The sequence below is a fragment of the Streptomyces sp. NBC_00597 genome, assembly GCF_041431095.1.
In the GTDB taxonomy this organism is placed as follows: domain Bacteria; phylum Actinomycetota; class Actinomycetes; order Streptomycetales; family Streptomycetaceae; genus Streptomyces.
On the sequence record NZ_CP107757.1, the window covers coordinates 2,570,809 to 2,591,474 of the forward strand.

21 protein-coding genes are annotated in these 20,666 nt (G+C 71.4%); 8 read left to right on the plus strand and 13 right to left on the minus strand.

The features are described from left to right. Nucleotides 1–55 precede the first annotated feature (55 nt). From OG974_RS11340 to OG974_RS11355, 4 genes are all read right to left on the minus strand, one after another. On the minus strand, nucleotides 56–769 hold the full coding sequence (locus OG974_RS11340; protein ID WP_327282568.1) for a GNAT family N-acetyltransferase: 714 nt from the start codon (nucleotides 767–769) through the stop codon (nucleotides 56–58). 152 nt (nucleotides 770–921) lie between these two features. Then, nucleotides 922–1,785: a MetQ/NlpA family ABC transporter substrate-binding protein gene (locus OG974_RS11345; protein WP_327282569.1), complete on the minus strand. Its 864-nt coding sequence runs from the start codon at nucleotides 1,783–1,785 to the stop codon at nucleotides 922–924. 120 nt (nucleotides 1,786–1,905) lie between these two features. Continuing rightward, nucleotides 1,906–2,574: a methionine ABC transporter permease gene (locus OG974_RS11350; RefSeq protein ID WP_327282570.1), complete on the minus strand. Its 669-nt coding sequence runs from the start codon at nucleotides 2,572–2,574 to the stop codon at nucleotides 1,906–1,908. Further along, complete coding sequence (locus OG974_RS11355; protein ID WP_329313047.1) at nucleotides 2,571–3,617, minus strand: ATP-binding cassette domain-containing protein; 1,047 nt, start codon at nucleotides 3,615–3,617, stop codon at nucleotides 2,571–2,573. The genes OG974_RS11350 and OG974_RS11355 overlap by 4 nt, the downstream gene beginning before the upstream one ends. Nucleotides 3,618–4,208: 591 nt before the next feature. Between OG974_RS11355 and OG974_RS11360 the strand changes: the two genes are divergently transcribed. Both OG974_RS11360 and OG974_RS11365 read left to right on the plus strand, forming a co-directional pair. Beyond that, nucleotides 4,209–4,577: a hypothetical protein gene (locus OG974_RS11360; protein WP_327282572.1), complete on the plus strand. Its 369-nt coding sequence runs from the start codon at nucleotides 4,209–4,211 to the stop codon at nucleotides 4,575–4,577. A 7-nt stretch (nucleotides 4,578–4,584) separates the two neighbouring features. After that, nucleotides 4,585–5,028, plus strand: coding sequence for a hypothetical protein (locus OG974_RS11365; protein WP_371646792.1), 444 nt, complete (start codon nucleotides 4,585–4,587; stop codon nucleotides 5,026–5,028). Nucleotides 5,029–5,031: 3 nt separating this feature from the next. Here the strand turns inward: OG974_RS11365 and OG974_RS11370 are convergent, their stop codons facing one another. The 3 genes from OG974_RS11370 to OG974_RS11380 all read right to left on the minus strand — a co-directional run bounded on the left by OG974_RS11370 (nucleotide 5,032) and on the right by OG974_RS11380 (nucleotide 7,481). After that, nucleotides 5,032–5,538 carry a GNAT family N-acetyltransferase gene (locus OG974_RS11370; RefSeq protein WP_327282573.1) on the minus strand — a complete coding sequence of 169 codons (507 nt, stop codon included), beginning with the start codon at nucleotides 5,536–5,538 and terminating at the stop codon, nucleotides 5,032–5,034. Nucleotides 5,539–5,575: 37 nt separating this feature from the next. Further along, nucleotides 5,576–6,091, minus strand: a complete 516-nt coding sequence (locus OG974_RS11375; protein WP_327282574.1) for a sigma-70 family RNA polymerase sigma factor — start codon at nucleotides 6,089–6,091, stop codon at nucleotides 5,576–5,578. 184 nt (nucleotides 6,092–6,275) lie between these two features. Then, a complete protein-coding gene (locus OG974_RS11380; protein ID WP_327282575.1) occupies nucleotides 6,276–7,481 on the minus strand; it encodes a glycerophosphodiester phosphodiesterase in 1,206 nt (401 codons plus the stop codon). 304 nt (nucleotides 7,482–7,785) lie between these two features. On the opposite strand from OG974_RS11380, the gene OG974_RS11385 reads away from it, so the two are divergent. Next, the gene (locus OG974_RS11385; RefSeq protein ID WP_327285580.1) at nucleotides 7,786–8,415 is read left to right on the plus strand and encodes a lysophospholipid acyltransferase family protein; all 630 of its coding nucleotides are present in this window, start codon (nucleotides 7,786–7,788) and stop codon (nucleotides 8,413–8,415) included. Between the two features lie 12 nt (nucleotides 8,416–8,427). Here the strand turns inward: OG974_RS11385 and OG974_RS11390 are convergent, their stop codons facing one another. From OG974_RS11390 to OG974_RS11400, 3 genes are all read right to left on the minus strand, one after another. Further along, entirely contained in the window at nucleotides 8,428–9,903 is a 1,476-nt protein-coding gene (locus OG974_RS11390) for a membrane-associated oxidoreductase (protein ID WP_327282576.1), read from the minus strand. A 69-nt stretch (nucleotides 9,904–9,972) separates the two neighbouring features. Continuing rightward, complete coding sequence (locus tag OG974_RS11395) at nucleotides 9,973–11,529, minus strand: MFS transporter (RefSeq protein WP_327282577.1); 1,557 nt, start codon at nucleotides 11,527–11,529, stop codon at nucleotides 9,973–9,975. Continuing rightward, a complete protein-coding gene (locus OG974_RS11400) occupies nucleotides 11,526–12,077 on the minus strand; it encodes a helix-turn-helix domain-containing protein (protein WP_327282578.1) in 552 nt (183 codons plus the stop codon). The genes OG974_RS11395 and OG974_RS11400 overlap by 4 nt, the downstream gene beginning before the upstream one ends. A gap of 83 nt (nucleotides 12,078–12,160) precedes the next feature. Here OG974_RS11400 and OG974_RS11405 point away from each other — a divergent pair, with 83 nt between their 5' ends. Next, the gene (locus tag OG974_RS11405) at nucleotides 12,161–12,676 is read left to right on the plus strand and encodes an HAD domain-containing protein (protein ID WP_327282579.1); all 516 of its coding nucleotides are present in this window, start codon (nucleotides 12,161–12,163) and stop codon (nucleotides 12,674–12,676) included. An 81-nt stretch (nucleotides 12,677–12,757) separates the two neighbouring features. Further along, nucleotides 12,758–13,969 (plus strand): hypothetical protein, encoded by a 1,212-nt coding sequence (locus OG974_RS11410; protein ID WP_328762202.1) that lies wholly within the window; start codon nucleotides 12,758–12,760, stop codon nucleotides 13,967–13,969. Between the two features lie 147 nt (nucleotides 13,970–14,116). On the opposite strand, the gene argH is transcribed toward OG974_RS11410, so the two are convergent. After that, nucleotides 14,117–15,547 carry an argininosuccinate lyase gene (gene argH, locus OG974_RS11415; RefSeq protein WP_327282581.1) on the minus strand — a complete coding sequence of 477 codons (1,431 nt, stop codon included), beginning with the start codon at nucleotides 15,545–15,547 and terminating at the stop codon, nucleotides 14,117–14,119. A gap of 116 nt (nucleotides 15,548–15,663) precedes the next feature. Then, nucleotides 15,664–16,857, minus strand: coding sequence for an argininosuccinate synthase (locus tag OG974_RS11420; RefSeq protein ID WP_327282582.1), 1,194 nt, complete (start codon nucleotides 16,855–16,857; stop codon nucleotides 15,664–15,666). A gap of 175 nt (nucleotides 16,858–17,032) precedes the next feature. Here OG974_RS11420 and OG974_RS11425 point away from each other — a divergent pair, with 175 nt between their 5' ends. Genes OG974_RS11425 through OG974_RS11435 form a run of 3 tightly spaced genes read left to right on the plus strand, consistent with a single transcriptional unit; the run spans nucleotide 17,033 to nucleotide 19,715 of the window. Then, nucleotides 17,033–18,430 carry a hypothetical protein gene (locus tag OG974_RS11425; protein ID WP_371646348.1) on the plus strand — a complete coding sequence of 466 codons (1,398 nt, stop codon included), beginning with the start codon at nucleotides 17,033–17,035 and terminating at the stop codon, nucleotides 18,428–18,430. Between the two features lie 7 nt (nucleotides 18,431–18,437). After that, nucleotides 18,438–19,013, plus strand: coding sequence for a pyridoxamine 5'-phosphate oxidase family protein (locus OG974_RS11430; RefSeq protein ID WP_327282584.1), 576 nt, complete (start codon nucleotides 18,438–18,440; stop codon nucleotides 19,011–19,013). Between the two features lie 6 nt (nucleotides 19,014–19,019). Next, entirely contained in the window at nucleotides 19,020–19,715 is a 696-nt protein-coding gene (locus OG974_RS11435) for a L,D-transpeptidase (protein ID WP_371646794.1), read from the plus strand. Here the strand turns inward: OG974_RS11435 and OG974_RS11440 are convergent. Continuing rightward, nucleotides 19,712–20,644: a hypothetical protein gene (locus OG974_RS11440; RefSeq protein WP_371646350.1), complete on the minus strand. Its 933-nt coding sequence runs from the start codon at nucleotides 20,642–20,644 to the stop codon at nucleotides 19,712–19,714. The two genes, OG974_RS11435 and OG974_RS11440, sit on opposite strands and share 4 nt — an antisense overlap. Nucleotides 20,645–20,666: the final 22 nt, after the last annotated feature.

Sequence of the window (20,666 nt, forward strand, 5' to 3'; positions counted from 1 at the left end):
GGCGAAGCTTCGTCGGCAGGGGCGGCGGGCACGGTGAGACTACCTGGTCATCGGGTCAGCTCCAGTCGGCGCCGACGGCGTAGCCGCTCGCGTCCGCCTGTGCTCCGCGGCCGTATCCGAAGCCGTCGCGGCCGTACCCGTCCCGGCCGTACGCCTCGTGGCCGTTGTACCCGTCCCCGTCGTCGATGTCTTCGATGTCCTCGGGGACGAGGCTCCAGACGATGAGGTCGGTGCGGGTGTCCGCCCAGGAGCCGTCGGGGTTCTGGGTCCGCACTATCCACGCGTTGCGCAGGACGCCTTCGCTGATGCAGCCGATCTTCTGGGCCACCTGCTGGGAGGCGGTGTTGTCGGCGGCGGTGCGCAGTTCGAGGCGTTCGAAGCCCTGGTCGCGGAAGAGCCACTGGGCAACGGCGAGCACGGACTCGCTCGCATAGCCCTCACCGCGGGCCCAGGGTGCGGTGACGTAGCCGACCTCGGTGCTGCGGGTGCGCCAGTTGGTGTTCTGGAGGTGCACGATGCCGACGAGGCGCTGGGTGAGGAACTCGGCGACAGCAAAGACGATTCCCCTGCCCTCGGTGCGCTCCGCGTGGGAGTGCCGGGTGGCCCAGGCGTGGGCGTCGGCATGGGTGTAGGGGTGCGGTACCGAGGTCCAGGCGGTGATCTGCTCGTCGTTCATCATCTCGGCGAGCGCGCTGACGTCCTCCCCGTCGAAGGGGCGCAGCACCAGCCGGTCCGTGCTGATGGTGACGTCCGGGAAGGTGGTAGTCATGCGCAGCTCCATGCCGTTGCTGGACCTTTGTGCGGGCCGTAGGCACAGCATGCAGCATCGGCGGGGGGATGTGGCGGCCGGGTTGCCCGGAAGCGGGCAGCGCTCGGCCCCGCACGCCCGGCGGGCGGTACGGGGCCGAGCAGCAGTGGCGATCAGGCCTGCGGGGCGCCGAAGGCCGGGATGACCGAGCCCTGGTACTTGTCTTCGATGAACTTCTTGACCTCGTCGGAGTTGAGGAGCTTGGCGAGCTTCTCGATCCGCGGGTCCTTCTCGTTGCCGGCCTTCACCGCGAGGAAGTTGGCGTACGGGTTGCCCTCGGCCTTCTCCAGGACGAGCGCGTCCTTGGCGGGCGAGAGCTTGGACTCCAGGGCGTAGTTGCCGTTGATGACCGCGGCGTCCACGTCGTTCAGGGCGCGCGGGACCGTGGCGGCCTCCAGCTCCTTGAACTCCAGGCCCTTCTTGTCGGTGATGTCGGACAACTTGGCGCCGGTGCCGGCGCCTTCCTTGAGGGTGATCAGGTTGTTCGCGGCGAGCAGCTGGAGCGCGCGGCCCTCGTTGGTGGTGTCGTTGGGGACGGCGATGGTCTGGCCGGCCTTGATGTCGGTGAGGGCCTTGACCTTCTTGGAGTAGAGGCCGAGGGGCTCCAGGTGCACGTTCACGACGGGCACGATGTGGGTGCCGTTCTTCTTGTTGAAGTCGTCGAGGTACGGCTTGTGCTGGAAGTAGTTGCCGTCGACCTGGCCCTGCTCGGTGGCGGTGTTGGGGAGCACGTAGTCCGTGAACTCCTTCACCTCCAGCTTGAGGCCCTCCTTGGCCGCGAGCTTGTCCTTGACGAAGTTCAGGATGTCGGCGTGCGGGCTCGGGGAGGCCGCTATGACGAGCGGCTTGCTCGCGTCGGCCTTGCCGCCGTCGGCCTTGGTGGAGGACGGGTCCGAGGAGCTGCCGCAGGCGGTGAGGCCGAGGGCGAGCGCGGCGGAGGCGGCGGCGAAGGCGGTGGCCTTGATGTTCTTACGCACGAAGAGTGCCTTTCATTGCGGTGCAAGTGCGCAGGTCGTGCGCGGTTCTTGCGGGTGGTGGCCCAAGCACGACAAGTGCGGGCTCTCTGGGGTGGGGAAGTCTGGTGGGGCCCGCGGGCCTCAGGCCGTACGGCCGCGTCGGGCGAGGAGGCGTACCGCACCGTCGCCGATCAGCTGGATCACGGTGACGACCGCGATCAGGACCACGACGGTGGCGAGCATGAAGCCGGTCTCGAAACGCTGGAAGCCGTAGGTGATGGCCTTGGAGCCGAGGCCTTCGCCGCCGACCGCGCCGGCCATGGCGGAGTAGCCGATCAGGGTGATCAGGGTCGTGGTGACGGCGGCGACCAGGGAGGGCAGGGCCTGCGGGAGCAGGACCTTGCCGACCAGGGTGGGGACGCCGCCGCCCATGGACTCGACCGCCTCGATCAGGCCGTGGTCCACCTCGCGGACGGCCGTCTCGACGAGGCGGGCGAAGAAGGGGATGGCGCCGATGGCGAGCGGGACGATCATGGCGGTGGGGCCGATGAAGGTGCCGACGACGGCGGTGGTGACGGGGATCAGGGCGATCAGCAGGATGATGAACGGCAGCGAGCGGCCTATGTTCACGATCACGCCGAGGACCTTGTTGAGCGGCCGGTTCTGTAGGAGGCCGCCCTTGTCGGTGAGGACGAGGAGGATGCCGATGGGCAGCCCGCCGAGGACGGTCACCAGCGTGGACCACAGCACCATGTAGAGGGTGTCGTACGTGCCCTGGGTGAGCAGGGGCTGCATTTCGGACCAGGTCACCGGGCACCATCCTCGACCAGTTCGGCCAGTTCGTTGTCGATCGCGTCGACGGCTTCGACCTGGAGGCCCTGTTCGCGCAGGAAGCCCACCGGGACGACGTTGTCCTCGTAGCGGCCGGGCAGCTCGATGCGCATGCGGCCGATCTGGCGGCCCGCGACGGTGTCCATCGCGGCGCCGAGGATCGAGATGTCGATGTTGTACGTCCGCGACAGCTGGGAGATGACCGGCTGGGTGGCGGCGTCACCGTGGAAGGTGACGTCGATGACCGTGCGGTCGGGGCCGGTGGCGGCGCCGCTGACGGGGAAGAGTTCGCCGGCGAGCTCGGAGCCGGGTGTGGCGAGCAGTTCGGCGACGGTGCCGGACTCGATGATCCGGCCCTGCTTCATGAGGGCGGCCGAGTCGCAGACGGTCTTGACGACGTCCATCTCGTGGGTGATGAGCAGGACGGTCAGGCCGAGTTGCTGGTTGAGGTCGCGCAGCAACGTGAGGATCGAGCGGGTGGTCTCGGGGTCCAGGGCGCTGGTGGCCTCGTCGGAGAGGAGCACCTTGGGGTCGCCGGCCAAAGCGCGGGCGATGCCGACGCGCTGCTTCTGGCCGCCGGAGAGCTGGCCGGGGTAGGCCTTGGCCTTGTCGGCGAGGCCGACCAGGTCGAGGAGTTCGAGGGCCTTGCGGGAGCGCTCGCGGCCGGATGCGCCGAGGATCTCCAGCGGCAGTTCGACGTTGCCCTGGACGGTGCGCGAGGACAGCAGGTTGAAGTGCTGGAAGACCATGCCGATGCGGCTGCGAGCCTGACGGAGCTCCTTGCCGGCGCGGCGGCCGCGGCCGGCCAGCGCGGTGAGGTCGACGCCGTCGACGGTCACCGTGCCGGTGGTGGGGCGCTCCAGCAGGTTCACGCAGCGGATCAGGGAGGACTTGCCGGCGCCGCTCTGGCCGATGACTCCGTAGACCTCGCCCTCGCGGACGTGCAGGTCGACGCCGTCCAGGGCGGTGACCTCGCGGCCACGGGACTGGTAGACCTTCGTGAGGCCCGATGTGGTGATCACAGGATTTCCGTCGCTGTCGAGTGCACGGCGCAGCGGGGTGCCGGGCACGGGGCAAAGATCTGGGGACGCGATACGGGTCGAACCGGGATTTACCGGCGGTTTTCACGCATGCGCGGGGCAAGGAGCGATCCGGTCCGTACTGCTGTGCAGTGGCGGGGCGGACGAAGCTCGGCCGGTCTCGCTTCGGGGCGCGAGACGCAGGAGGGGGGCCCTCAGAAGGCGCACATTCGACACATACAACGAGCACCGGGCGTCGTGGTCGCCTCGGTCGCAAGGGTGCGGCTGCTCGTCGTGGTCATGGGCCCAAGTAAAGCAGACGTATCCCTTCACCGATCAAAGCCGTCCGGATAGCGGACGAAATCCGACCACATACCGGACGACCCAGGTCAGCCAGGGCCGGCCGCCGACAGCGTGGCACCACCCCCGCCGACCTGCACCGTTACGGTCGGGAGGCCCGTACGACCCGGTCCGCGGCGGGCTCCGCGGGTGGCTCCGCGGGTGGCTCCGCGGCGGGGTGGGCTGTGGCCACGGCCACGGTCCGCGCCCAGGGGCGCGCGCAGCGCGTCTTTCGGCCCGTAATACCCTCGCTGCATGCTCGACGCCCTGACGGTCGCCCTCGGCGCGGCCGCACTCGCCCTCGCCGCCTGGTGCGGATTCGCCGCCCTGCGGGACCAGCCCACCAAGGACTGGCACTTCATCGGCATGGGCGTGGTGACCCTGCTGGCCCTGGCCCAGCTGATCGTCGGCGTGGTCGAGCTGGCGCGCGGCGGCAAGCCCGACGAGGGCTCGGTGATCTTCGTGGCCTACCTGGTGGGCGCCTTCGCGGCGGTCCCCGCCGCCGGGCTGCTCTCACTCACCGAGCGGACCAAGTGGGGTTCCGTGACGGTGGCCGCGGGCGCGCTCGTCCTCGCCGTCCTCGAAGTACGGCTCTACGACATCTGGGGGACCCCCGGTGCCTGACACCGACATGACCGCGGACCCGTCCGGCGCCGCCGGCCCTTCCGGCGCACCCGCGGCTCCCGCCGGGCGCGAGCGGCTGGTCTCCGGGCCCGGACTACTGCTGGTCTGGTTGTACGGGGTGATCACGGTCGGCGCCGTGTCGCGCTCGGTCTACCAGATCTCCACCGAGTTCGACCGGGCCCCGCTCCCCTACACACTGACCGGTGTGGCCGCCGTCGTGTACGCCTTCATCACGTACTCGCTCGTGCGCGGCGGGGAGACGGCCCGCAAGGCGGCGCGCATCTGCTGCGCCGCCGAGCTGACCGGCGTGCTGGCCGTGGGCACCTGGACGCTGGTGCGCCCCGAGGCCTTCCCGGACTCGACCGTGTGGTCGGACTTCGGGATGGGCTACCTGTTCATCCCGGTGATCCTGCCGATCACCGGGATGCTCTGGCTGCGCGCCAAGCGCTGAGCTTCAGGCACTGACCGCGAAGTCGGCCGCGTCGGTGGCCTCCTTCTCCAGGATCACCAGGCGCACGCCGTCGGAAGCGGTGCGGCCGCCGACCTGTACGTAGCCGGCCTTGCGGTAGAGGCGCAGGTTGGACTCGCTCTTGTGGCCGGTGTGCAGGCGGAAGCGGGTGGTCTCGCGGTGCCCCGCGAGGGCCTCCTCGACGGCGCGCAGCAGCCGGGCGCCGAGCCCGTGGCCCTGCAGGCGCGGGTGGACGCAGAGCTTGGCGATCTTGCCGGTGCCATCCTCGTCGACGCTGCCGCGCACGGTCCCGACCACTTCGTCGCCGAGCCGGGCCACGAGCACGGTGTCCGACTCCAGCTCGGCCTTGAGGGAGTCCAGGGTCTGGGTGAGCGGCTGGATGAGGTAGTTGCCGTACAGCTCGGCCTCGCGCTGGAACGCCAGGTACTGCAGTTTGAGGATCTGTTCAGTGTCCTCGGCAGCTGCCGCCGAAATGGTCACGCTCATGCCCATGTGCGCATGCCTCCCGCTCACCTGGTAGCCCGTTGGTCTACCGCTCCCTTCCCCGAAGGCGAGGAGCCGCAACCTCTGACGCGAGCATTCTGCGCAGACATCCCAGGCATCGGGAACGCACGGGCCCTAAACTTCCTTGTGAGATACCCAACTCTCCTGCGATTTCACGGTAGGTGAGGTCTCTGGGCGAAAGAAGTGCCCTCATGAGCTCCGGACACCGTCCGGGCAATCGGGCGACGGCCGATCGGAGCGCCCGGTTCTCCTCCCCGTGCAGCAGGGCGTCTTCGGGTTCGGCGCCCGCGCTCCCGGGCCGGCTTCCGTACGGGATCTCGCGGCGGGCACGGCGGCGGGCGAGGCGGGCTTCCGCGCGCACGGCCCTGCGCAGCCAGCGGGCGGGCTCGGCGGGGGCGGGGCCGTGTTCCAGCAGCCTGACCCAGACGGCTTGTTCCAGGTCGGCCGCCTCCACTCCGGCGCCCGGTGCCTCCGCGGCCGCCTCGGCGGAGAGCAGCGGGCCCAGTTCGTTCAGGAGGTCGGAGTCCTTCAGCAGGTCCATGCCGGGCGGGACGCGCGGGCCGTGCCCGGCGGTTTCCCGGCCCGGCACAGCCCACCCGTACGTGATATTCCGCTTATCTGTTGACGGGTGGCGTGCGGAGCCCGCCCCCCAAGCCGCCCGCCCCCAGCCGCCCGTGTCGAGCAGACGTCCCCGTCGGCCTGCGGTCCCCGTCGGCCGGACGCTGCTACCGGCCGCGGCCCGGGCGGAAGGCCTCGGCCGCGAGCAGTCCGGTGTCCGCGTTGTCCGTGAAGATGCCGTCGATGCCCTGTTCGAAGTACGTCTTGAACGCGCCGAACGCGTCCCCGTACGCGGTCGGGTCGGTGCCCCTGCGGTATTCGGCCGGCAGGAAGGTGTTCTCGTTGCGCGCGGTGTAGGGGTGCAGCACCAGCCCGTTGGCGTGGGCGTCCTTGACCAGCGTGGTCGCAGTGCCGAGCTTCCCGGCCGCGTCCCGCGGGAGGATGAGGTCCATGGTGGGGCCGATGCCCTGGGCGAATCCGGCGATCCACTTCAGTCCCTCGGGCTTGACCAGGTCCGTCACCGTCCGCGGGTCCTTGGCCTGTTCGAAGTCCCAGGGCCGGGTGCCCGCGGCGGACAACAGGACCACGCGCGGCGCGGAGACCAGCCTGGAGAGCCGCTGGATGCTGGAGGGCTCGAACGACTGGAGGAACAGCGGAGCGCCCCGCCCGTCCCGGCCGTAACGGCGCAGCAACTTGGCGAGGGGCTCCTCCAGGCCCAGGCCCAGGGAGCGGAAGTAGGTGGGGTGCTTGGTCTCGACGTGCAGCCAGACGCGCCTGCCGCGCCGCTTGCCCTCCCGGTCGGCCCAGCGCAGTACCTCTTCGAAGGTGGGCACGTCCCACCGGCCGTCGTAGAGCGTGTTGCGCTGACGGACCGCGGGGATGCGCTCCTTCGCCCGCAGGGTCTTCAGCTCGGCCAGGGTGAAGTCCTCGGTGAACCAGCCCGTGACCGCGACCCCGTCGATCGACTTGGTCGTACGGCGGGAGGCGAACCCGGGGTGGTCGGCGACATCGGTGGTGCCGCCGATCTCGTTCTCGTGGCGGCACACCAGGTGGCCGTCCTTGGTGGGCACCAGGTCCTGTTCGACGACGTCCGCGCCCAGGTCGAGGGCGAGCTGGTACGAGCCGAGGGTGTGCTCGGGCCGGTAGCCGCAGGCGCCGCGGTGGCCGATGACCAGCGGGACGGGGAGGTCCCGGTAGCCGCCGCCGTGGCGCACGTCGGCCGCGTACGCCGCCTCCGCCGGGTCCGCGGCCCCGGCCGCCGGTGCCGTCTGCGCGGCCGAGGCGGATCCCGCCGAGAGCCCGGCGATGCCGCCGCCGGCTGCCAGGACGGCCGCCCCCAGGACCGTGCGCCGTGCTGCCCCACCCTGCGTCATGAGTGCCACTCCTGTCGTCTGAGAGGGCCGGGCGGTCCCCGGGGTCTCCGGGTTCCCGCGGCCCGATTTCGGCGTGGCGATCGTAGACAGCGGCCAGTGGCGCGGGGGTGGGCCTACGGGGAACATGGCGGAAACGTGCGTCAACACTGCGTATCCACCTCGTGAACCCGATGTGCACTCGGAGCTGACCCACGAGTATCGTCCTCACCTGCACTACCGCCGTGTGGTGCGAAACCCGCGTTTCGATGCCGGAGGGCTCACGTTGTTCCGTACATCGCTCATCAAGGCCACTGTCGGACCGGTCATGCGCATGATGTTCCGCACCCGGGTGGAGGGCATCGAGAACATCCCGGGCACCGGGCCGGTGATCCTGGCGGGCAACCACCTCACCTTCATCGACTCCATGATCCTTCCGCTGGTGTGCGACCGTACGGTGCACTTCATCGGCAAGGACGAGTACGTCACGGGCAAGGGCATCAAGGGCCGCGCCATGGCCTGGTTCTTCACCGGGTCCGGCATGATCCCGGTCGACCGTGACGGCGCCAACGGCGGCGTCGCCGCCCTGATGACCGGCCGCCGCATCCTGGAGGAGGGCAAGATCTTCGGGATCTACCCGGAGGGCACCCGCTCGCCCGACGGCCGCCTCTACCGCGGCCGCACCGGCATCGCCCGCCTGACCCTGATGACCGGCGCCCCGGTGGTCCCCTTCGCGATGATCGGCACCGACAAGCTCCAGCCGGGCGGCGCGGGCATGCCGCGCCCGGGCCGGGTCACCGTCCGCTTCGGCGAGCCGATGGAGTTCTCGCGCTACGAGGGCATGGACCGCGACCGCTACGTGCTGCGCGCCGTCACCGACTCGGTGATGGCCGAGGTCATGCGGCTCTCGGGCCAGGAGTACGTGGACATGTACGCGACCAAGGCGAAGGCGGCTTAGCCCCTACCGTCGCTACTGTCGCTGGAGTGACCGGCTGACGCCCGCCGCGGTCGTCGTGGCGAGGACCCAGCCGGTCACGATCAGCACGTACGACAGCCACTGGTACCAGCCGCTCGGCGCGAAGGCGCCCTCCTGGCCGAAACCGATGATCGGCAACATCAGGTCGATCGTGTAGAACGCCGGATTGAACTCCGGCGCCTCCCCCGCCTTGAGTTCCCTCGGCGGGTGCAGACCGTATGCAATCGTGCCGGTCAGCAGCAGCGCCAACAGCCAGCCCGCCGCCCGCAGCGGCCGGAAGCCGTAGCCGACGGTGGCGTCCTGGAGCAGCCCCCAGAGCCTGGCGTGGCGGGGCAGGGTGCGTCGGTGGCGGCGCAGTTTGGCGAGCTGCACGGTCCGCGCGCCCGCCTCGTCCCCGGCCGTGCGGTAGGCCGCGGCGAGCTGCTCGTACGCGTACGGGAGGTACCCGGACTCCTCGCGCTCCAGCGCGGGCAGCCGCTGCTCGGGCGGCAGGTGCGGGGCGAGGGTGCGGTAGGTGAGGCCGTCGATGGCGATCCGCTCGGGCCAGGAGCCGGGCTCGACGTGGAGCAGGTCGAAGGTGGACCGGCGCAGGTTCACGTGGCCCTGGATGGGCGGGCAGTGGCGCAGCCACAGCTCGCCTATGGCGCAGCTGGAGGCGCGCAGCGCGGTTCCGCCGGGGTTGGCGAGGTCGGCACGGGTGAGATTGGCCTGGCCGGGGATGCGCGAGCCGGTGAGGTTGACCATGCCGCGGGCGTGCAGCCGGTGCGCGCGCAGGTCGGTTCCGACGGTCAGCGTCTCGGCGTGCAGGACTACGCCGCCGGGAGCGAGGAGACGGGCCCCGTCGAGCTGGAGCTGTCCGCCCACGGTGGCGCCGTTCAGCCGCAGCTGACCGTGGACCGTCAGGTCGTTCGCGATGATGTCGGTGCCGACTTCGATGTGGTTGAGCTGGAGCGGGGGCTCCTCCGCCTCGTCGCCCGCCGTCGGCCCGATCACCGCCCCCTGGAGGAAGAGGCCGCCGTCTATCTTGGCGCCCTGGAGCCGGACGGGGCCGGTGATCCGGCAACAGGAGAGCCGCAGGACCACGTCGACGCGCATGGTGGCGGCGGTGAGCCCGGGGAGGGTGGAGTAGCCGAGGACGAGCGCCTTCAGCTGGGACCCGTACAGCAGGGGCTTGCGTTCGAACCAGCAGTCGCGCAGTCGGATGGGATGGGTGACGGCCGCGTACCTGAGGTCGAGCTCGCCGACGATCCGCGCGCCCTTGATCTTGAGCCCGGCGACCCGGCCCTCCTCGGCGGGACCCGCGCCCAGCAGCAGGGCGCGCAGCACCTCCCCCCGGACGGTGCGCTCCGGGCCCCATCCGGCCCCGTCCACGGAGCTGTCCTCGGGGTGTTCCCGGAAGTCGACGCCGTCGCCGCGCGGAAAGGCTTCCCATACGCGGCGTTCGGCCGGGGTCAGTTCGGTGATCTCCATCGCCGGGATGGTGTCCCGCACGCCGACGCGGTGTCAACTGCGTTCGGGACGACCGTCCCTGGCGGGACGTCAGTGCTCGGCGCCACCCTGGAGCTTCTGCCCCCTGAGCAGGAACCAGGCCGCGACCGCCGTGGCCAGCAGGACGGCCGCACCCACGCCGGAGGCGAACCGCAGGCCGTCCACGAAGGCGTCCTGGGCGGCGGCGACCATGGTGTGCGCGGTCGCCGGGTCCACGGCCTTCGCCGCTTCGACGGCGCCGCCCAGCGATTCGTGCGCGGCGTCGGCGACCGGTGCGGGGACCGAGGCCGGGGCGGTGAAGCCCTGGTAGACGCCGGTGACGATGGAGCCGAGCAGGGCGATGCCGAGGGCCGCGCCGAGCTCGTACGCCGTCTCGGAGACGGCCGAGGCCGAACCGGCCTGCTCCTTGGGGACACTGGAGAGGATCACGTCGGCGGTGACGGTGAAGGAGAAGCCGGCGCCGAGGCCGACGACCAGCAGGGCCGCGCCGAGCAGCGGGTAGCCGCTCTCCTTGTGGATCAGGGTGAGCGCGCCGAGCGCGAGCCCGATGGCCGCGAGGCCGCCGGTCACGATCGACCGTACCGAGTACCGGCGGGCGTACCGGCCGGCGACCAGGCCGGTGACCACCGCGCCGATGGCGGCGGGCAGTTCGGCCAGGCCGGCCTCCAGCGGGTCACGGCCCTGGACGAGCTGGAGGAACTGGGAGAGGAAGAAGACGAGGCCGGAGAGGCCGAAGACGGTCAGCAGGTCGGCGAGGACCGCGCCGGAGAAGCCGCGGTGCTTGAAGAGCCGCATGTCCAGCAGCGGCGACGGCAGGCTGAACTGGCGGCGGACGAAGGCGTACAGGCACGCGGCGCCGAGGGCTGCGGCGGCTGCGACGCCCCAAGTCACGCCGTGGGTGGCGACTTCCTTGACGGCGTAGACGACGCCGATGACGCCGACGAGCGAGAGGACGACGCTGACCAGGTCCCAGGGGCCGGCGACCGGGTTCTTGGACTCGGGCAGGAGCTTGATGCCGACGAGGACCAGGGCGACCATCACGGGCAGGTTGATGAGGAAGACCGAACCCCACCAGAAGTGCTGGAGCAGGGCTCCGCCGACGACGGGTCCGATGGCCGCGCCGGCCGAGGCGGTGGCGCCCCAGATGCCGATGGCGAGGCTGCGCTCCTTGGGGTCGTGGAATATGTTCCGGATCAGCGCGAGGGTCGACGGCATCAGCGTCGCGCCGGCCACACCGAGCAGGGCCCGGGCCACGATCATCATCTCGGGGCTGGTGGCGTAGGCGTTGAGGACGGAAACGGCGCCGAACGCGGTCGCGCCGACCAGGAGCAGCTTCTTGCGGCCGATGCGGTCGCCGAGGGAGCCCATGGAGACGAGCAGGCCGGCGATGACGAACGAGTAGATGTCGCCGATCCACAGCAGCTGGGTGCCGGACGGCTTGAGGTCCTCGCTGAGGGAGGGTGTGGCGAGACCGAGTACGGTGGCGTCCACCGCGACCAGCAGGACGGCCAGGACGAGTACGGAGAGCGCCAGCCAGCGCCCCCTGCTCCCCCTGCCCGTGATCGCCTCCGTCCCCTTCTCCCGGGTCAGCTGTGCGTTGCGGCTCATTTCTCCACGCTCCGTCGTGCGCCACCGAGCAGCAGCTCGATGATCATGTATTGGAAGTCTTTCGCGGCGACCCGGCCGTCCATGACGGCCCAGGCGCAGGTGCCGATGAGGCCGTAGAGGGCCTCGGTGAGCCAGGCGGGGCTCAGGTCGATCCGGATGTCACCCTCCTCCTGGCCGCGCCGGAAGAGCGCGCTGACGCGGGCGTCGAGCCGGGCCCATCCCTCGTTGACCTGGTCGCCCTCGAAGAGCTGGTTCTCGGTGACGAGGAAGGCCAGCAGCTGGGCGTCGCGCTCGGACTCGGCGACCAGCCGGCGCAGCGCCTCGACGGCCGTGCCCTCGTCGAGCCGGGCCTTGTCGAAGGCTGCTTCGAACTGGCGGATGCCGAGTTCTTCAAGGGCCCGTACGAGGGCGTCGCGCCCGGCGAAGTGCCGGTGGAGGGTCGCGCGGCCGATGCCTGCGGCGCGGGCGACCTCGTCCATCGTGGCGGTCGATTTGCGGGAGAGCAGGGCTGCGGCGTCGCGGAGCACCTGGTCACGATCCATGGCCATGAGACAAACATACCCCGAATGAGACGTTCATGTCTCATTTGAAATTGAGGTGCCCCCAGCGCCCGGAACGGAAGGCTGACGAGATGACGCCCAAGCCCTTGCTACTGATCGACGTGGACGGCCCACTGAACCCCTACGCGGCCCAGGCCCAGCGCCGCCCGCAGGGGTACTCCACCCACCGGATGCGCCCGACGGGCTGGACGGAAGCGGAGAGCCGCAAACCGCTTCGGGTCTGGCTGAACCACGCCCACGGCGCGGAGCTGCTCGCCCTGGCGCGCTCGTACGAGCTGGTCTGGGCGACCACCTGGAAGGACGAGGCGAACGACTGGATAGGCCCGCAGCTCGGCCTGCCGAGGCTCCCGTACATCGACTGGCCGCAGATGCACGGGCGCTCCCCGCGGGGCACCTTCTGGAAGACCCAGTACGTCCTGGAGTACGCGGGCGCACGGGAGTTCGCCTGGATCGACGACGACATCACGGCGCCGGACCGGGAGTTCGTGGACCAGCGGCATCCGGCGCGGGCGCTGCTGATGCGCATCGACGAACAGATCGGCCTGACCCGGACGGACTTCGACGCACTGGCGCGCTGGGCGGTGTAACGGGCACACTCCCAGGGGCATTTAGCATGGGCATGCCACCCCCACTTTCCGGCCGACCTGCCGTTCCGACGAAAGCGACCCATGCACATCCAGCGGATCCGGCGGATCCGGCGCGCCCTCGCCACGACCGCCGCCCTCGCCTGCCTCACCACACTGTCCGCCTGCAAGGAGGGCGGGGGCGCCGCCCGCCCGGCGGCGCCCGCCGCCTCCCCCGCCGCCGGCCCGCTCGCCGAGGCGCAGCGGTACGTACGGCAGTACACCTCCTGCGAGGAGCTGAGCGCGGCGGCCGACGACCCGCGGCTGCCGTCGGGCGACCCGACCGAGGCCGGACAGTGGTCCGTGACCGAGCGCGGCGTCTGCAGCGACAAACCCGAGCACGGTGAGATCGTCCTCTCCGTCCCTTCGGACATGAAGGAGTTCCAGACCCGCTACAAGCAGTACGTCATGGACAAGATCGCCGGTGGCGACGGCGGCTACGGCCTCGAAAGCCGCGTCCTGGTCGGCAAGGGCTTCGTCGCCACGCCGACGCGGACGAAGACGGCCCTGGCCCTCGTCCGGTCCGAACTGCGCGTCCTGACCTGCAATCCCACGTTTCCGGTGCCCAAGGGCTACAAGCGGGAGAAAGCACTGGTCGAGGGCTGCGTGCTCAGCGACTTCGTGGGCAGCTCGGACGGCTCGGGCAGCCCGAACCTTGAGACCCCGCAGGACCCGGCGGGCAGCGGCGCCAGCGGGAAGCCGGGGCAGCCGGGGCAGCCGGGGCAGCCGGGGCAGCCGGGGCAGGGCAGCCTCGGCTTGCCGCGCGCGGCAAGCATCGCCGAACTGAAGACGCTCGTGGGTTCCAGCGTGGACTGCACGCACTTCTCCACCGACCCCGCCACGGTGGCGATCGAGTCGATCGACTACGCGCCAGTGGTCACGGGCGATCCGCTCGGCTGGGGGGTCACGGGGCGCGCCCTGTGCGGGGAGCCGGCGGGCGCCCAGCGCGCGCACGACCTGAACTGGCTCGACACCGTCGGTGACATGAAGAAGATGCAGACCAAGGCGAAGGCCGCCCAGCTGGCCGACCTGAAGGACGACGGCAAGCTGCGGGCCACCGCGAGCCTGCTGCTGGTCGGCGAGAACATCGCGGTGGAAACCAACGATCCGGATGTCCGGTTCGGCCTGTACCAGCAGCAGTTCCTGTACCTGAACTGCCTGCCCGGCTTCTCCGCCCCGGCCGGGTACCGGCTGGAGAAGTCCAAGGTCGACGGCTGCGTGCTGACCAACTACGAGCCCGAGCACCCGGTGCGCTGAGCAGGCACGACGAAGGGGCGGCCGGAGCCTGGGCTCCGGCCGCCCCTTCGGGCTGCCGCTGCGTGCGGGGGTACAGGGCCCGGGCCCCGGAGGGGTCGCGGGCGTGCGGGCCGCAAGGCCGCGGACGTTCGGGGCAGTGCCGTGCGGCTACTGCTTGTGGGTGGCCCAGGCGTGCTGGATGACCAGGTCGGCCTTGAGTTCGGCGAGCTGCTTGGCGACCGCCGAGGGGGCGGTGCCGCCGCGGCCGTTGCGCGAGGCCAGGGCGCCCGGCACGTTGAGCACGGTCCGCACCTCGGGCGTCAGGTGCGCGGAGATCTTCGCGAACTGCTCGTCCGTGAGCTCGTCCAGCTCGATGCCGAGGGCTTCGCACTCCTTGACGCACTCGCCGGCCACCTCGTGCGCGACGCGGAACGGCACGCCCTGCTTGACCAGCCACTCGGCGATGTCCGTGGCCAGCGAGAACCCGGCCGGGGCCAGCTCCTCCATCCGCTCCCGGTTGACCGTGAGCGTGGCCATCATCCCGGTGAAGGCCGGGAGCAGGACCTCCAGCGTGTCGCAGGAGTCGAAGACCGGCTCCTTGTCCTCCTGGAGGTCGCGGTTGTACGCGAGCGGGAGGGCCTTGAGGGTGGCCAGCAGGCCCGTGAGGTTGCCGATCAGCCGGCCCGACTTGCCGCGCGCCAGTTCCGCGATGTCCGGGTTCTTCTTCTGCGGCATGATCGACGACCCGGTCGAGAAGGCGTCGTGCAGGGTCACGAAGGAGAACTCCTTCGTGTTCCAGATGATGATCTCCTCCGCGATCCGCGACAGGTTGATCCCGATCATCGCGGTGATGAAGGCGAACTCGGCAACGAAGTCGCGGGAGGCCGTGCCGTCGATCGAGTTGCCGACCGAGCCGCGCTCGAAGCCCAGGTCGGCGGCGACCGCCTCCGGGTCCAGGCCCAGCGAGGAGCCGGCCAGCGCGCCCGAACCGTACGGGGAGACCGCGGTCCGGGTGTCCCACTGCCGCAGCCGCTCCGCGTCCCGGGACAGCGACTGCACGTGGGCCAGTACGTGGTGGGCGAAGAGCACCGGCTGCGCGTGCTGGAGGTGGGTCCGCCCGGGCATGGCCACGTCGTGGTGGGTCTCGGCGAGGCCGACCAGCGCGTCCTGGAGGTCCGCGATCAGGCCGCCGACGATCCGGGCGTGGTCGCGCAGGTACATCCGGAAGAGGGTGGCCACCTGGTCGTTGCGGGAGCGGCCGGCGCGCAGTTTGCCGCCGAGCTCGGCGCCGAGCCGTTCCAGCAGGCCCCGTTCCAGGGCGGTGTGCACGTCCTCGTCGGCGATGGTGCCGGTGAAGGAGCCGTCGGCGACGTCGGCTTCGAGCTGGTCCAGGCCCGCGATCATGCGGTCGAGCTCGTCCGCGGTGAGCAGGCCCGCCTTGGCGAGCACCCGGGCGTGGGCGCGGGATCCGGCGATGTCGTACGGCGCGAGCCGCCAGTCGAAGTGGACGGACGCGGACAGCAGGGCCAGCGCCTCCGAAGGGCCGTCGGCGAACCGGCCGCCCCAGAGCCGGACGTCACCACCGTTGTTGCTGCTCACAGCTACTGCTCCTCAAGACTGCATCTGCATGGCTTTGGATGTTTCACATGGCTTTGGATGTGCAACTGCCTCCCCGTCGCGGAGGAAACGGGGAGACGGTCGGGTGCCGCCGGCCGTCAGGCGAGGTCGCGGCGGGCCGCGATCTTGGACGAGAGGCCGAAGATCTCGATGAAGCCCTGCGCCTTGGACTGGTCGAAGGTGTCGCCCGAGTCATAGGTCGCCAGGTTGAAGTCGTACAGCGACTGCTCCGACCTGCGGCCGGTGACCACGGCGCGGCCGCCGTGCAGGGTCATTCGGATGTCGCCCGTGACGTGCTGGTTCGCCTCGTCGAGGAAGCCGTCCAGGGCCCGCTTGAGCGGGGAGAACCACAGGCCGTCGTAGACCAGTTCGCCCCAGCGCTGCTCGACCTGCCGCTTGTAACGGGCCAGCTCGCGCTCGACGGTGACGTTCTCCAGCTCCTGGTGCGCGGTGATCAGTGCGATCGCGCCGGGGGCCTCGTACACCTCGCGGGACTTGATGCCGACGAGACGGTCCTCGACCATGTCGATCCGACCGACGCCCTGGGCGCCCGCCCGCTCGTTGAGCTGCTGGATCGCCTGGAGCACGGTGACGGGCCCGCCGTCGATCGCGACCGGGACGCCCTCCTTGAAGGAGATGACGACCTCGTCGGCGCCGCGGGGCTCCGCAGGATCGGCGGTGTACTCGTAGACGTCCTCGATCGGCGCGTTCCAGATGTCCTCCAGGAAGCCCGTCTCGACGGCGCGCCCGAAGACGTTCTGGTCGATGGAGTACGGGGACTTCCTGGTGGTCGCGATCGGGAGGCCCTTCTCCTCGCAGAAGGCGATCGCCTTGTCCCGGGTCATCGCGTAGTCGCGCACCGGGGCGATGCACGTCAGGTCGGGGCCGAGGGCGGCTATGCCGGCTTCGAAGCGGACCTGGTCGTTGCCCTTGCCGGTGCAGCCGTGGGCGACGGTCGTGGCGCCGTGCTTGCGGGCGGCGGCGACCAGGTGCTTGACGATGGCCGGTCGGGAGAGGGCGGAGACCAGCGGGTAGCGGTCCATGTAGAGGGCGTTCGCCTTGATCGCCGGGAGGCAGTACTCGTCGGCGAACTCGTCCCTGGCGTCCGCGACCTCGGCCTCGACGGCGCCGCAGGCGAGCGCGCGCTCGCGGATGACGTCCAGGTCCTCGCCGCCCTGGCCGACGTCCACGGCAACGGCGATGACCTCGGCGCCCGTCTCCTCGGCGATCCAGCCGATGGCGACGGAGGTGTCCAGTCCGCCCGAGTAGGCGAGTACGACGCGCTCGGTCACGGGCTCCTCCTTACCTACATCACCGCGGTACGTCCAACGATAGGCATAACTATGCACTTCTCTGTATGTTTCGTCAATCGTGGCTCGGTGAGCGTCGCTGACCAGCAGGAATATCCAGGGCGCGGTCCGTGTCGGCCGCATACGATCAGCCGGCAGGGTGATCCGGGGAGGAAACATGAGGGGCCCACGACAGGACGCGCACGCGGGCAGAGCCGCGGCGCAGGCCATGCTGGACGGGGACCACGTCCGCGCCGCGCGCCTGCTCGTCCCGCGCGGACCGGAGGCCTGGATCGCCTTCGACGAGGAAGTGCGGCGCCTCCACTCCAGGTCGTACGGGGCCCTGCGGAGCGACCGGATCGAAGGCCGGCTGTGCGACGTCGACGGGCGGATCCGCGCGTCCGCGCTGGCCGCCTGGCGGGTCCCGCCCCTGCAGCTCGTGCTGATCCGGTGCGCCGACTGGGCCGCGCCGGTACGCGAGCGCGCCCGGCGGGTGCTCGGCAGGATGGTGGCCAAGAACCCCGAAGCCATACTCGCCTTCCTCGTCCCGTTCGCCCTCCGGCTGGGCCGGCGCGAGCACGGCGGCTGGGCGGTGGAGCAGCTGGAGGCCGCGCTGAGCGGCCGGTACTCCCTCCTCGCCGCGTGGTGGCGCCCCGGGCGGCCCTCGACGACGTGGAGCTGGAGCTCGCTGACCGACGAGCAGAGCGCCCGCGTCCTGGAGGACCTGCGCACGGCGAAGGACCTGCCGACCCGGCGGTTCGCCGCCCGCCTCACCCTCGCCACGCAGCGGACGGACGTACGGGAACTCGCCCGGCGGGCCGCCGCGGAACACGACCCGCTGACGGCCCGGATGTGGAGCGACGCCGCGCTGGCGGCGATGGCCGCCGACGGGCCGGACGACGCGGCGGTCGACACCCTGCTCGCCAGCCGCGTTCCGATGGTCCGGGCCGCCGGGGTCACCGCCCTGCGCCGGGCCGGGCGGGCGGCGCAGGCCGCGGACCACCTCACCGACCGGTCCGGCACGGTCCGGGCCTGCGCCCGGTGGCTCCTGCGGCAGGACGGCGGCGACCCGTACGCGCACTACCGCGGGCTGCTCGCGGACCCGGAGCGCGTGAGCGGGCACGCGGTGACCGGGTTCTCCGAGTGCGCCCGGCGCTCCGACGCGCCGCTGCTGCACGCCCTGCTGGACCACCCCGCCGACGCGGTACGGGCCGCCGCCCTGGCCGGGCTGCGCCGGCTCGACGCCACCCCCGAGGACGCGGTGCTACTGCCTCTGCTGGAGGACCCGTCGGCGTCCGTGGCCCGCGAGGCCTCGCTGTGCCTGCGTCCCGTCGCCCGGCGGTTGGACCCGGTGTGGCTGGCCCTCCGTACCGCCCCGGAGCAGCCCCCGCACACACGGCGCGCCGCGTTCCACCTGATGCTCGCCCGGGGCGGGGCCGCAGCGTCGCTGGCCTCCGCGACCCTGTTGGCGGACCCGGACCCGGCCCTGCGTGCACTCGCGTCGCACTCGGCGCTCGCCGCAGCACGACGGCGCACGGAATCCTCCAGCATGAACCGGCCACCGCGCGGTCGATAATCGGATCATGGGAAAACTTCACGAACGTATCGACGGTCGGCTGCGCACGTTCATCGAGGAGCAGCCGGTCTTCTTCACGGCCACCGCGCCGCTCGCCGGTGACGGCCACGTCAACCTGTCTCCCAAGGGTCGCGCGGGAACCCTCGTCGTCATCGACGAGCAGACCCTGGCCTATCTGGACTTCGGCGGCAGCGGCGCCGAAACCATCGCCCACGTCCGCGAGAACGGCCGGATCACGCTGATGTGGTGCGCGTTCAGCGGCCCGCCGAACATCGTGCGCATCCACGGCGAGGGCGAGGCCGTCTTCCGCGACGACCCGCGCTGGGGCGAGCTGATCGCCCTGTTCGGGTCGGCCGACGGGCCCGCCGCGCGGGCGGTCATCGTGGTCCGGGCCCGCCGGATCGCCGATGTGTGCGGGTACGCCGTCCCCTTCATGGAGTACCAGGGGGAGCGCACCCTGCACGCCGAGTACTTCGGCCGCAAGACGGACGAGGAGTTCGGCGAGTACTGCGAGAAGAAGGTCGCAGTGAGCGTCGACGGCCTGCCTGCGCTGCCCGTGCCCCTTCCACCCCGTACGGTCTGACATGTGCTGCGTACCGCTCTCGTCACCGGCTCACTGATCGTCACCAGCCTGCTCGCGCAGGGCCCGTACGGGCCCGCGCCGCTGCCGGCCCGGCTGTCCGACACGGGCGGCGGCAGTCAGCTGATCACCGCCGTCGCGCCCGCGCCCGGCTCCACCACGGGGCGGGTGACCTGGTGGGACCGGTGGGCGGGGCATTGGTACGAAGCCGGTAGCGCCGAGGCGCGCTTCGGCGCGAACGGCCTGACCGAGGGCGCGACCCGCACCCAGGGCACGAACACGACGCCGACGGGCCTGTACGACCTCCCGTACGCCTTCGGGATCCACCGCGCACCCGCCGGGACGCGGTTGCGGTACCGGAAGGTGACGGACCGCTCGTGGTGGTGCCAGGACAACGCCTCGGGCAGCTACAACCGCTGGGTGGAGCCGCTGCCCGCGGACTGCGCACCGGGCGAGGCGGAGCACCTGGTGGCGTACGAGGAGCAGTACGCGCACGCGCTGGTCGTCGGCTTCAACTACGATCAGCCGGTGCACGGCCGGGGCGCGGGCATCTTCCTGCACGTCAACGGCAAGGGTGCGACGGCCGGTTGCGTGTCCGTGCCGGAGCGGGCGATGCGGGCGATCCTGCGCTGGGCCGAACCGGGCCGCCGCCCGCACATCGCGATCGGCACCCGGGAGGGGGCCCTCGCCGTGACCCGCTACTAGCGGGGGTGCGGGATCCCGGGCGGCGAAAGGGGCTCGTCGGCGGCCTCGGCCGTCTCGTCGGCGGCGGCCACGTACCGGTACGCGTCCGGACCCAGGTCCCAGTGTTCCTCCAGGTCGAGTCCGCCCCACTCGTCGGGTCCATCGTCCTCGTCCACGCCCCCGTCGAGGCCCCGCCAGCGGGTCCGGTCCCCCTTGCTCAGGAGCAACCGGCGCCGCTGCTCCCCGTCCAGCGCGGCCTGTGCGGGATGCGTCTGTTCGCGGAGGCGTTGGTCCAGTGGGTTCTTGCCGGCCGTACGGTCCCGGATCCCCTTCGCCACCGCCTCGGCCCGCCAGAGCGCCGCCAGGCACAGGGCGGTCACCACCGTCGCGCCCCATTCCAGAACGCCCTGGTGGTGGGCCGCCAGGACCACGATGCCCGCCCCGACCCAGACCATCAGCAGCAGCACGAGGCCCGTGCAGCTGGTGCAGGACCGGACGCAGCCGTCCGCGGGCTGCGGAATCCGGGGTGTCGCCGGCAGGCGGGCGTCCTGCTCGGCGCGGTGGGCGGCGGTCGCCTCCCGGTACGCCTCGTCGCCCCGTTCGATCCAGCCGAGCGAGACCGGTACCGGATCGTGTCGGCGCACGGCGGCCAGCAGGGCGGCGGGCACCGGGTGCGCCGGTGCCCGGTCGGGCTCGTGTCCGGCGCCGGCGAGCCACACCGCGCCCTCGGCGTCGACGTCGACGTACCGGTCGAGCAGCAGCTCGGCGGCCGCGGCCTCGGTCGCCTCGTTCTTCAGCGAGGCGACGTGGTACGGGTCCAGGTCCAGCGCGTCGACGAGCGCGACGGCCTCCCGGTGGATCCGAGACCCGCGCCGGCCGCGCAGGCCGATGACCGCGTACACGGCGGCGGTGACGGCCGATACGACTGCGGCCAGGGCGAGTTCGTGCACGCCCCGACGCTACGTCCGCCGA

Bases quoted from the DNA above. Each gene is read 5' to 3' on its own strand.
- OG974_RS11340 (WP_327282568.1), bottom strand. From the start codon at position 769: ATGACTACCACCTTCCCGGACGTCACCATCAGCACGGACCGGCTGGTG.
- OG974_RS11360 (WP_327282572.1), top strand. From the start codon at position 4,209: ATGCTCGACGCCCTGACGGTCGCCCTCGGCGCGGCCGCACTCGCCCTC.
- OG974_RS11365 (WP_371646792.1), top strand. From the start codon at position 4,585: ATGACCGCGGACCCGTCCGGCGCCGCCGGCCCTTCCGGCGCACCCGCG.
- OG974_RS11370 (WP_327282573.1), bottom strand. From the start codon at position 5,538: ATGGGCATGAGCGTGACCATTTCGGCGGCAGCTGCCGAGGACACTGAA.
- OG974_RS11375 (WP_327282574.1), bottom strand. From the start codon at position 6,091: ATGGACCTGCTGAAGGACTCCGACCTCCTGAACGAACTGGGCCCGCTG.
- OG974_RS11380 (WP_327282575.1), bottom strand. From the start codon at position 7,481: ATGACGCAGGGTGGGGCAGCACGGCGCACGGTCCTGGGGGCGGCCGTC.
- OG974_RS11385 (WP_327285580.1), top strand. From the start codon at position 7,786: ATGCGCATGATGTTCCGCACCCGGGTGGAGGGCATCGAGAACATCCCG.
- OG974_RS11390 (WP_327282576.1), bottom strand. From the start codon at position 9,903: ATGGAGATCACCGAACTGACCCCGGCCGAACGCCGCGTATGGGAAGCC.
- OG974_RS11395 (WP_327282577.1), bottom strand. From the start codon at position 11,529: ATGAGCCGCAACGCACAGCTGACCCGGGAGAAGGGGACGGAGGCGATC.
- OG974_RS11400 (WP_327282578.1), bottom strand. From the start codon at position 12,077: ATGGCCATGGATCGTGACCAGGTGCTCCGCGACGCCGCAGCCCTGCTC.
- OG974_RS11405 (WP_327282579.1), top strand. From the start codon at position 12,161: ATGACGCCCAAGCCCTTGCTACTGATCGACGTGGACGGCCCACTGAAC.
- OG974_RS11410 (WP_328762202.1), top strand. From the start codon at position 12,758: ATGCACATCCAGCGGATCCGGCGGATCCGGCGCGCCCTCGCCACGACC.
- OG974_RS11425 (WP_371646348.1), top strand. From the start codon at position 17,033: ATGAGGGGCCCACGACAGGACGCGCACGCGGGCAGAGCCGCGGCGCAG.
- OG974_RS11430 (WP_327282584.1), top strand. From the start codon at position 18,438: ATGGGAAAACTTCACGAACGTATCGACGGTCGGCTGCGCACGTTCATC.